This window comes from Streptomyces sp. CA-146814 (genome assembly GCF_050942385.1).
GTDB lineage: Bacteria > Actinomycetota > Actinomycetes > Streptomycetales > Streptomycetaceae > Streptomyces.
This window is the reverse complement of the sequence record NZ_CP192068.1, coordinates 6,353,333-6,363,512: the sequence shown is the minus strand read 5'-3', so window position 1 is coordinate 6,363,512 and position 10,180 is coordinate 6,353,333. Positions and strand designations below refer to the sequence as shown.

The 10,180-nt window shown below is 71.9% G+C and carries 9 protein-coding genes; 4 read left to right on the top strand and 5 right to left on the bottom strand.

The features are described from left to right. Positions 1-43: 43 nt before the first annotated feature. The 5 genes from ACQP09_RS28505 to ACQP09_RS28485 all read right to left on the bottom strand — a co-directional run bounded on the left by ACQP09_RS28505 (position 44) and on the right by ACQP09_RS28485 (position 6,439). Complete coding sequence (locus ACQP09_RS28505) at positions 44-1,060, bottom strand: agmatine deiminase family protein (RefSeq protein ID WP_433404687.1); 1,017 nt, start codon at positions 1,058-1,060, stop codon at positions 44-46. Between the two features lie 121 nt (positions 1,061-1,181). Next, the gene (locus ACQP09_RS28500) at positions 1,182-2,930 is read right to left on the bottom strand and encodes an urease subunit alpha (protein ID WP_433404686.1); all 1,749 of its coding nucleotides are present in this window, start codon (positions 2,928-2,930) and stop codon (positions 1,182-1,184) included. Then, positions 2,927-3,718, bottom strand: a complete 792-nt coding sequence (gene ureA / locus ACQP09_RS28495) for an urease subunit gamma (RefSeq protein ID WP_433404683.1) — start codon at positions 3,716-3,718, stop codon at positions 2,927-2,929. Before ureA ends, ACQP09_RS28500 begins: the two co-directional genes overlap by 4 nt. A gap of 217 nt (positions 3,719-3,935) precedes the next feature. Continuing rightward, positions 3,936-4,517, bottom strand: coding sequence for a TetR/AcrR family transcriptional regulator (locus tag ACQP09_RS28490; RefSeq protein WP_433404680.1), 582 nt, complete (start codon positions 4,515-4,517; stop codon positions 3,936-3,938). A gap of 158 nt (positions 4,518-4,675) precedes the next feature. Continuing rightward, positions 4,676-6,439 (bottom strand): serine/threonine-protein kinase, encoded by a 1,764-nt coding sequence (locus ACQP09_RS28485; protein WP_433404678.1) that lies wholly within the window; start codon positions 6,437-6,439, stop codon positions 4,676-4,678. A gap of 176 nt (positions 6,440-6,615) precedes the next feature. Here ACQP09_RS28485 and ACQP09_RS28480 point away from each other — a divergent pair, with 176 nt between their 5' ends. The 4 genes from ACQP09_RS28480 to ACQP09_RS28465 all read left to right on the top strand — a co-directional run bounded on the left by ACQP09_RS28480 (position 6,616) and on the right by ACQP09_RS28465 (position 9,317). Continuing rightward, a complete protein-coding gene (locus tag ACQP09_RS28480) occupies positions 6,616-7,215 on the top strand; it encodes a TetR/AcrR family transcriptional regulator (protein ID WP_433404676.1) in 600 nt (199 codons plus the stop codon). A 178-nt stretch (positions 7,216-7,393) separates the two neighbouring features. After that, positions 7,394-8,548 carry an agmatine deiminase family protein gene (locus ACQP09_RS28475; RefSeq protein ID WP_433404674.1) on the top strand — a complete coding sequence of 385 codons (1,155 nt, stop codon included), beginning with the start codon at positions 7,394-7,396 and terminating at the stop codon, positions 8,546-8,548. 173 nt (positions 8,549-8,721) lie between these two features. Beyond that, positions 8,722-9,123, top strand: coding sequence for a DUF4436 family protein (locus ACQP09_RS28470; RefSeq protein ID WP_433404672.1), 402 nt, complete (start codon positions 8,722-8,724; stop codon positions 9,121-9,123). Then, positions 9,072-9,317 carry a DUF4436 family protein gene (locus tag ACQP09_RS28465; RefSeq protein ID WP_433404670.1) on the top strand — a complete coding sequence of 82 codons (246 nt, stop codon included), beginning with the start codon at positions 9,072-9,074 and terminating at the stop codon, positions 9,315-9,317. Before ACQP09_RS28470 ends, ACQP09_RS28465 begins: the two co-directional genes overlap by 52 nt. Positions 9,318-10,180: the final 863 nt, after the last annotated feature.

The following is a 10,180-nucleotide window of genomic DNA, read 5'->3' as shown; positions in this document are numbered from 1 at the left end:
GGACGGGGGCCTGTCCCTCCGCCGGCCGGCTGGGGGGACGGGGTCATGCGGTGCGGGGCGCGGCGGGGATCTGCTGGGTGATGCAGTGGACGCCGCCACCGCCGTACGCGATCGCCGGAGCCCGTACGCCGACGACCTTGCGGCCGGGGTACGCGGCGGCGATCGTCGCCAGGGCCGCCTCGTCCTGCGGGGTACCGGCCACGGGGACGACGACACCGCTGTTGGCGAGGTAGAAGTTCAGGTACGACACCTCGACCTGGCCGCCGGCGATGTCGGCGAAGGAGGTCTGCGGGATGTCGATGATCTTCAGCGGCCGCCCCTGGGCGTCGCTCGTGGCCTCCAGCACCGCCCGGTTGGCCCGCATGCGGGCGTAATCAGGGTGCGTGGGGTCCTCGGGGAGTGAGACGACGACCGTGCCGGGGGCCGCGTAGGCGCAGACGCCGTCGACATGGCCGTCGGTCTCGGTGTCGAGCAGCCCTCCGTACGGAAGCCAGATCACCTTGGTGACGCCGAGCCGGGCCTTCAGTTCGGTCTCGACGTCCTCCCGGCTCATGCCGGGGTTCCGGTTCGGGTGGAGCAGGCACTGCTCGGTGGTGATCAGCGTCCCCTCGCCGTCCACGGTGATCGCTCCGCCTTCGAGGACCATGGCGGAGGGGATGCGCTCGACCGCCAGGTGTTCGAGGAGCAGGGCGCTGACGCGGTCGTCGGAGTCGAAGGGCGCGTGCTTGCCCCCCCAGGCGTTGAACCGGAAGTCCACGCCGGCGCGGCGGCCGCTTCCGTCGAGGACGAAGAGCGGGGCGCTGTCGCGGAACCACGAGTCGTCGAGGGGCAGTTCGATGACGGTGACGTCGTCACCGCACCAGGAGCGGGCGTCCTCGCCGCTGCCGGGGGGAGCCACCATGGTGACGGGCTCGAACTCGGCGACCGCCCGGGCGACCTCCGCGTACTCGCCCTTCGCCGACGGGAGGACCTCGCCCCAGAGGTCGGCACGGGTGGGCCAGGCCATCAGGCACCCTTCGTGCTCGGACCACTCGGCGGGCATACGGAACGACGAGGTCATGATGAACTCATTTCTGTAGTGCTCAGCACAGCTGGCTCGACTGAAAATTCAGTCATTCGAGAAGGTATGGGTACGGGGCTGGAAGAGATCCGGAAGGGACGGAGAGGAAAAAGGCTGAAGGTCAGAGGAAGTAGAGGCGGTTGAGGGAGACGTTCTGGACGGGCTCCGAACGCAAGGGCTGCCCGTCCAGGCTGACCAGGCCGTCCCGCGCGTCCACCTGCACCTCTCCCGTACGGCTGTTGGCGACCATGTCCGCCGGGCCGATGCCGCGTGTGCCGCGCACGGCCACCCGCCGACGGCGCGTCATGAGCGGATCGCGCGGCCCGCCGAACGATTCCGCTTCGGCGGCGGCACGGCTCACGAAGGCGACCGAGAGATCTGCGGGCGCCGCTCCGTGCGCGCCGAACAGCGGCCCGAGGACGAGCGGTTCGCAGGCGTCGGTGGCGGCGTTGGGGTCGCCGGTGACTCCGTAGGCGGGGAAGCCGTTCTTCAGGACCAGCTGCGGTTTCGCGCCGAAGAACGGCGGGCGCCAGAGCACGATGTCGGCCATCTTGCCGACCTCGATGGAGCCGATCTCGTGGGAGAGCCCGTGGGCGATGGCCGGGTTGATGGTCAGCTTGGCGATGTAGCGGAGCACCCGGGCGTTGTCGTCGTGCGGGCCGTCACCGTCCATCGGGCCGAGTTCGGCCTTCATCTTTCCCGCCATGGCGAAGGTGCGCCGGATGGTCTCCCCGGCCCGGCCCATGCCCTGCGCGTCGGAGGAGGTGATGGCGATGGCGCCGAGGTCGTGCAGGACGTCCTCCGCACCCATGGTCCCGGCCCGGATCCGGTCACGGGCCAGGGCCGCGTCACCGGGCAGGTCCGTCTTGAGCGCGTGGACGGAGACGATCATGCCGTAGTGCTCGTCGATCGCGTCCCGCCCGAACGGCAGCGTCGGGTTGGTGGAGGAGCCGATGACGTTCGGCACGCCGGCCATCTTGAGGACGTTCGGCACGTGTCCGCCGCCGCAGCCCTCGATGTGGAAGGCGTGGATCGTCCGGCCGTCCAGGACGCTGAGGGTGTCCTCGACGGTGAGGCACTCGTTGAGGCCGTCGCTGTGCAGGGCGACCTGGACATCGTGTTCGTCGGCGACGCGCAGGGCGGTGTCCAGCGCGCGGGCGTGGGCGCCCATGTCCTCATGGACCTTGAAGCCGCAGGCCCCGCCCTCGGCCAGCGCCTCCACCAACGGCGCGGGGTCGGAGGACGAACCCCGGGCCAGAAAGCCGATGTTGACGGGCCAGGCGTCGAAGGCGTTGAAGGCGTGCCCCAGCGCCCAGGGCGAGTTGACGCCGACGCCCCAGGCCGGGCCGATCTCCTGGCCGATGATCGTGGTCACGCCGGACGCCAGGGACGCCTCCATGATCCGCGGCGAGAGCAGGTGCACATGGGTGTCGACGGCACCGGCGGTGGCGATCAGGCCCTCCCCCGAAACGATCGTCGTGCCGGTGCCGACCACGATGTCCACGCCGTCGAGCGTGTCCGGGTTCCCGGCGCGGCCGATCGCGTGGATGCGGCCGCGCCGGATGCCGATGGACACCTTGCGTACGCCTTGGACGGCGTCGATGACCAGGACGTTGCTGATCACCACGTCACAGGTCTCGGAGACGGCGGCGGCCTTGAGGTGCAGGCCGTCGCGCGCGGTCTTCCCGAATCCGGCGAGGAACTCGTCGCCCGGCCGCTGGCTGTCGGACTCGACGCGCACCACGAGCCCGGAGTCTCCGAGCCTCACCCGGTCGCCGGCCCGGGGGCCGTGGACGGCGGCGTACTCGCGCGGGTCGATGTGCCGGCTGCCGGGCGCACAGTGGTCGCCGTGCCGGGAAGGCCTGCTCATGCGCCTGCCCCTGACGACCCGTGCGGCCCTTGCGGCGCTGCTTGTGGGGGTGGTTCTTGCAGTGCGGGTGGTCCTTGCGGTGCGGCTTGCGGGGATGGCCCCTGCGGTGCGGGCGCGCCGAGGTATCCCCGGGCGGAGGCGCGGCGCAGGGCCTCCTCCCTGGAGCCGGGGGCGTCGAGGGGGCCGTCGACCAGGCCGGCGAAGCCGATGGCCGTCCGCGTGCCGCCGATCGGGACGAGGCCGACCTCGGCGGCGCACCCCGGGTCGAACCGGGTCGAGGAGCCGGCCGGGACGGCCAGCCGCATGCCGTAGGCGGCGGCCCGGTCGAAGCTGAGCCGCGGGTTCGCCTCGAAGAAGTGGAAGTGGGACGTCACGCTGATCGGCACGGACGCGGTGTTACGTACGGTGAGCAGCAGATCCGGCTCGCGGGCGGCCTCGGCCGGACCGGACAGGACGGCTCCCGGGGCCAGGTCGCCCAGATGGCCCCCGCCGAACGGGTCGCTGACGACGGCGAGCCGGGAGCCGTCCTCGAAGACGGCTTCGACATGGATCTCGGTGACCACGTCGGCGACCCCGGGCAGCAGGTCGTCGGGGGTCAGGACGGACCGGCCGCGCTTCAGCGCCTCGGCCAGCCGGTGCCCGTCACGGGCCGCCTCGCACACCGTGTCGGCGATCAGCGCGGTCGCCTCGGGGACGTTGAGGCGCAGCCCTCGCGCCCGGCGGGCGCGGGCCAGCTCCGCCGCGGTGAACAGCAGCAGCCGGTCCCGCTCCGTGGGTGTCAGAGGCATGACCACTCCTGACGGGCGGCGTGGGCCCGCACCCGGATCACAGCTATGAGAAGCACGCTCTTCCTCCGAAACGTCGTTCGAGGTGGCTGAGGGGAGGAGACCCGTCGACCCTCAGGGGCATCACTGTGGCACTGCCTGAAAATTCAGTCAAGAGTTGTAGCGCGTAAACAATGTGCCGGTGAACAGCCGAGGAACCGAGGAAGGAGGGGAAGGTCCGCTACCGCGGTTCCAGGCCGGACAGCTCCGCTTCGATGCCGCCCGCCAGGAGGGTCCTGGCGTGGTCGACCGCGAGCCCGCCGCTGAGCCAGCGCATGCTCAGCCCCTCCAGCAGCGCGGTGAGCCGTTCGGCGGCGGCCGCGAGCTTCGCGGCGGGAGCCATCGGCCTCACCTGGCCCAGCAGGGCGGCCACTTCCTGCACCCACACCAGGGTCGCCCGGGCGAGATCCTCACGGAGAGCCGGATCGAAGACGGCGCTCGCCCGCAGCTCTCCCCACGCCGCGCTGTTCTCCCGGACCTCGGCGGTGTCCTGCAGTTCCAGCAGCAGGATCTGTTCGAGCTCCTCGCGCGGTCCCAGAGGCGGGGCGTCCGGGCCCCGGGCCGTGGTGTAGCGCTCCGCCCGGTCGTTGATGAACTCCAGGGTGTGGCGGAGGATCCCGGTCCGGTCCTTGAAGTGGTAGTAGATCAGCCCGGTGGAGACGCCCGCCTCGGCGGCGAGTTCCTCCACGCGCAGGCCACGGACGCCACGCCGGGCGATCACCCGGGCGGCCGCTTCGAGAATCCGGGTATTACGGGACGCCATGGCGACCAACCTACCGGGCCGGCCACCGCCTTCCGCACCCGGCCGCCGCCCTGCTGAAGGGCCCTGCGGAAGGTCGGCCTCCACGGTCGCACCGGTGGAAGAAGCCGCCGGGAGAAGCCGATGGGAGAAGCCGGGGGACCCTGCCCCGGACGGCCGGGTCACCCCGTCCTGGTGTAGCGGCTCAGCACCACCGTGACCGGCCCGTCCTCCGCCTCCGCGTGGACGAGCCGGACGATCGCGATCTCCCGCCGGTCGGGGCTGCGTACGCAGAACGGGCGCTCATCGGCGAGCTCCTCGAAGAGCAGGTCGGTCACCGGCTCCGTCGCGAGCCCCCGCTCGCAGTCCGCCGGGCTGAGGACGTACCCGGCCGCGACGAAGGCGTCGGTGTCCTCCGGCGGCACGAACGCGTTCCCGCTCCACGCCAGATACCAGGACGAGGTCTCGGCAGGGACCACTTCCCCGGTCCGGAGATCGAACTCGTAGCTCCCGTCGGGTGCGGTCAGTTCAGCTTCCGCGTAGGCCGGTGCGTACGGGGCGGGGCCCGGCTCCACCGACGCGGCGGCGGAGGCCGGCGGATCCGGTACGGGGGTCCGCGGGGCCGGTCGCCGGGGAGCGTCCGAGCCGTGCGCACCGGCCGCACCGCCCTCGACGGGACGGTCCGAGAAGTGCAGCACGGCGGCGGCCGCGGCCAGGACGAGAGCACCGGCCACCGCCACCGCGACGACGCCCCTCCCCCGTCGCCGCTCACGGCCACGCCGCCGGTCGGGAACGACACCGGCGCTCCGGCCGCCCCCGCCGTGATCGGCGCCATCTCCCGTACCGCCGGAAAAGCCGCGGTCTCCCGTACCGCCGCGAAAGCCGGGGGCGCGCGCCGGGTCCGTGCCGGGGGCGGTCTGCGTCCGGGTGGGCGTGGGCCGGGCCCGGGTGGGCGCCATGTGTACCGGGTCGAGCGCCGCGTACTCGCCGGCCTGGGCAACGGCCTCGCCACCACCCGACCCGTACTCACCGACCTCACCACCCCGCCCGACCTCGCCGCGCAGGCCGGCCGGGAGCCAGCCGTGGGTGAATTCGAGCGAGGGGGCCACGCCCGGGTGCGCGTGCACGGCCGCGATGATGTCGTCCGGTGCCGGGCGGAGTCCTGGCTGCTTGGCCAGGCAGCGCCCCAGCAGTTCGCGCAGGTCGTACGGCACGTGCGCGAGGTCGGGCGGCTCGTGCACCACCCGGTACAGCGTGGCCGACTCGGGCCCGGGCCCGAAGGCCGGCACGCCTCCGGCCACGTACACGGCGAGTGCGCCGAGTGCGAAGACGTCGGCGGCGGGGGTGACGGGCAGACCCAGGGCCTGTTCCGGTGCCATGTACGCGGCGGTCCCGATGCGCAGCCCGGTACCGGTGAGGCCGGTGGCGTCGGCCGCGCGGGCGATCCCGAAGTCGATGACGCGCGGACCGTCCCCGGCGATCAGGACGTTGGCGGGCTTGAGGTCCCGGTGGACGACCCCCGCGCGGTGGATGGCCTGGAGCGCCTCGGCGATCCCGGCGACCAGCAGCAGCACCGTACGCAGCGGGAGCGGACCATGGCGCTGGACCGCCTGGGCGAGGGAGGGTCCGGGAACGTAGGCGGTGGCGAGCCACGGCACCGGATCGTCCACCCCGGAATCGACCACCTGGGCGGTGAAGAGTCCGTGGATACGCCGGGCGCTGGCGACCTCGTCGGCGAACCGCAGCCGGAATCCGGGGTCCGCCGCGAGGTCCTCCCGCACCGCCTTCAGCGCGATGGGCCGCCCGCCCCTGGTGTGGGCGAGGTACACGACGCCCATGCCCCCGGAGCCCAGCCTGGCGTGGAGGCGGTAGCCGCCGATCTCCTGCGGATCGTCGGCCGACAGCACCGGGCGGAAGGGATGTGTCCCGGGGGACGGAGTGGACATGCGCTGACTCTTTCGGCGGTACGGAAAGGGCGGACGGGACGGGCCCGAGGCGCCGGCGGGAGACCTGGGCGCACCTGGCCGGTGGAACGATCGTGCACTTGACTAAAGTTTCAGTCAACACGCCATAGACGCCCTCCCGGCATTCCGGCAGGGCGCCCCATGAGGAGGAGTACGCGGTGAGCGACCGCAGAACGGCCATTCTCGAAGCAGCGGCCACCGTCATCGCACGCCGTGGCGTACGGGGGCTGCGGGTGGAGGAGCTGGCGGCGGAGGCGGGCGTCTCCAAGGCCCTGATCTACTACCACTTCGAGGACCGCACCGACCTGCTCCGGCGCACCCTGGCCTTCGTCAACAACCGCGCCGAGCGGTACACCGCCGAGCAGGCGGCAGCGGGGCAGCCGGCCACCGGAGCACCGGCCGGCCCGCTCCGCCGACTGGAACAGGCGCTCCTGCTGGAGCTCCAGGACCTCCCCCACGTACGGGAGAACAGCACGGCCTGGGGCGAGCTCCGGGCGAGCGCCGTGTTCGACCCCGAGCTGCGCGGCGAACTGGCCCTGGCGAGCGTGATCTGGGTCCGGGAGGTGGCCGACCAGCTGGGCGAGGTCCGGCCGACGGCACCGGAGTCCGCACTCACCGCCTCGGCCGAACGACTGACCGCGCTGCTGGAGGGGCTCAGCGCCCGGTGGCTCAGCGGCATCCTGACCCTGGCGGACGCCCGCACCAGGATGCGCGAGGCGATCGGGGTGGAGGTGGCCCACCTCGATCGACTTGACTGAATTTTCAGTCAGTGTCAGAGTGCGATCAATACCGGCCGGGCGCCAGGTACGGACCCGTCGCTCGGGTCCGCAGCCCCGGCGCGCGAACCGGGGCACCGCAGGCCGACCGGCCGCAGACCGCCGCGCCGTATCCCGCGCCCACGGATAGCCTCTTGAACATCCACGATCGGAGCCCATCGTGTCTCACCGTCCCCCCACCCGTCGTACGGTCCTCCGCACCCTCACCGGGCTCGGCGCGCTCGCTTTCGGGGCCGTGGCCTGCGGCCCGGACGACTCCGCCTCCGGGGCCGTCGGCACCGGCTCCGACCGCGTCCCCGAGGGGGAACGCCGGTTCGGAGCGGAGTGGGACAGCCACGCGCGCACCTTCATGTCGTGGCCCGCCCTGGAGTCGGTGTGGGAGGAGGTCCTCCCGTACGTACGCGAGGACATCGCCCGTATCGCCCGGGCCATCGCCGAGTACGAGTACGTCGTCATGATGGCCCGGCCCGATCAGCAGAAGGCGGCTCAGCGGGCCTGCGGCTCACAGGTCGAGGTCATCCCTCTCGCGGTGGACGACATGTGGGCGCGCGACACGGTCCCGGTCTTCGTCGAGGAGGGGGGAGAGGTCATCGGGGTCGACTTCAACTTCAACGGCTGGGGCGAGAAGCAGGAGCACACGAACGACGCCCGCGTCGGCCGCACCCTCCTGTCGAAGTACGGGATTCCGCGGGTCGAGGCCCCTCTCATCGCCGAAGGCGGCTCCTTCGAGACCGACGGCGAGGGCACCCTGCTCATCACCGAGAGCTCGATCGTCAACGAGAACCGCAACCCGGGCATGAGCCGGGACGACATCGAGGCCGACCTCATCGAGACCCTGGGCGTCGAGAAGGTGGTGTGGCTGAAGGGCGTACGCGGCCAGGACATCACCGACGCGCACGTGGACAGCCTCGTCCGCTTCACGGCGCCGGGCGTGGTGCTGCTGGACCAGGCGTTCCCCGGCACTCCCCCGGACTCCTGGTCGCGCGCGGCCGACCAGGCCAGGGAGGTGCTGAGCGGGGCGACCGACGCCCGGGGCCGGCGCTTCGAAGTGATCGACCTGCCGCAGCCCGACCTCGACAGGATCACCGGCGAGGGCGACGACTTCGTGTCGACCTACGCCAACTTCTACGTGGCCAACGACTCGGTCTTCATGCCCCGGTTCGGCGACCGGAAGGCCGACGACCGGGCCCGGGGAATCCTCCAGGAGCAGTTTCCCGACCGCGACATCGTGCCGGTCGTGATCGACACCGTCGCCTCCGGAGGCGGTGGCATCCACTGCGCCACACACGACCAGCCCGGCAAGCCCGTCAGCTGACCCCATCCACCGCACGGAACGGTCGTGGCCACGTTGAGACTCCTGTCACCCGTCCGCGGCGGACTCGTCGCCTCGGGAGTCCTCCTTCTCCTCGTGGCCGTGGCCGTGACGGCCGGGGTGTGGCTCCGGTTCAACGAGCGCCAGACCCTCGGCGTCCGCCCGAGGCGGGTGGGGTGCCGCCTTCCGCCAACCTGACCCTGCAGACGTCACCCCTCGTACGGGGCGACCTGACGTTCCGCGCGCACAGCTGCATCACGACCATGGACGTACCCGTGACGCTGACCGGCGGATCGGTCACGGACTACCCGTTCGACTCCTACGCCACCACGCTGGAGTTCGGCGCGCGGCAAGAGGGTGTGCCGGTGCCCGTACGGATGACCCTGACCAACAACGACGCGCTCTTCACCGCCGCCGTGGACGGTTCCACGGTCGACGGAGCGGTGGTGTTCGACGTGGGGCTGGAACGCTCGGGCAGCACCTTCGCCTGCGACCTCTTCAGATGGTGGCGATGTGGGTGCTCGCCGTGCCCGTACGCGTCGGAGGCTGGTTCCTCGTCACCCGGCGCAGGGGCCTGACCTGGCCGGCCCTCGGCTGGATGGCCGCCACCCTGTTTGCCCTGACCGCCTTCCGCAACACCGCCCCCGGCGCACCGCCCGTCGGCTCCCTCCCCGACCACGTCGCCTTCTTCCGGGCCGAGGCGATCATCGCGCTCTGCATCGTCGTCGTGGTCGCCACGGGGATCCGGGCCGAGGAACCTCGTTCGCACTGACCCGGCTGCCTCGGCCTGCGGCAGCGCGTCGCGCCCTTCACCCACCCCGCCCCGTCAGTCCCGCCTCGTACGCGGTGACGGCGGCCTCCACACGGTTGCGTACGCCGAGTTCGGTGCGGACGGCGCTGACGTAGGCCTTCACCCGGGGTGAGAGGCAGGCACCTCCGGCCGCCACCACGTGGACACCGGCCAGGAGCTCCCGGGGGGGGCGTCGGCCTTGAGCGAGAAGCCGTCGGCGCCTTCTCACAGGGCGCGGGCGGTGAACTCGCCCTCGCCGAAGGTCGTCAGCATGACCACGCCCGTACCGGGCAGCCCGCGGCGGATGCGCGCGGCCGCCTCGATCGGTCTTGTACGCCCCTAACATCGCGGAGAACGTCGTCCCGACCAAGTCTGGCCATCTGCCAGGTGCCCGACAGGGAGAGCGCCATCGACGGCGAGGCGGCCAGTCCGGGGTCGCGCGTCAACAGCACCTGGAGGCCAGCGCAGGAAGTCTCGGCAACATACCGCAAGCGTCGTTGGAAGATCACCGTCACCAAGTACGTCCCTGAGCTCAGTGATGACGGGAGCCACTTCCCGTATGAGCTCGTCGGCACCATGGTCCTGAAGAACTCCCGCGACGATCACCGCGGGAGTTCCAGCGCCCGGCCCACCGCGACCGTTTCGCCGGAGCGGGCGAGGTCCCCCAGATACGGCAAAGCCGCGAAACTCGCGGCGGAGACGGTCGTCCCTTCGGTAGCGAGGAGGTGCCAGAGCCCTCGCCATGCCTCTTCGTCGCCGGCCGGCGATCCCAACTCCCGCTCCAGGGCGGGCGGAACCTCGCCGCAGGGTCCACGTCCGCGCCTCGGCAGTTGCCACTCGATCAC

Excerpts from the sequence above, each read along its gene's own strand:
- ACQP09_RS28505 (WP_433404687.1), bottom strand. The coding sequence starts at position 1,060 with ATGACCTCGTCGTTCCGTATGCCCGCCGAGTGGTCCGAGCACGAAGGG.
- ACQP09_RS28500 (WP_433404686.1), bottom strand. The coding sequence starts at position 2,930 with ATGAGCAGGCCTTCCCGGCACGGCGACCACTGTGCGCCCGGCAGCCGG.
- ureA (WP_433404683.1), bottom strand. The coding sequence starts at position 3,718 with ATGCCTCTGACACCCACGGAGCGGGACCGGCTGCTGCTGTTCACCGCG.
- ACQP09_RS28490 (WP_433404680.1), bottom strand. The coding sequence starts at position 4,517 with ATGGCGTCCCGTAATACCCGGATTCTCGAAGCGGCCGCCCGGGTGATC.
- ACQP09_RS28485 (WP_433404678.1), bottom strand. The coding sequence starts at position 6,439 with ATGTCCACTCCGTCCCCCGGGACACATCCCTTCCGCCCGGTGCTGTCG.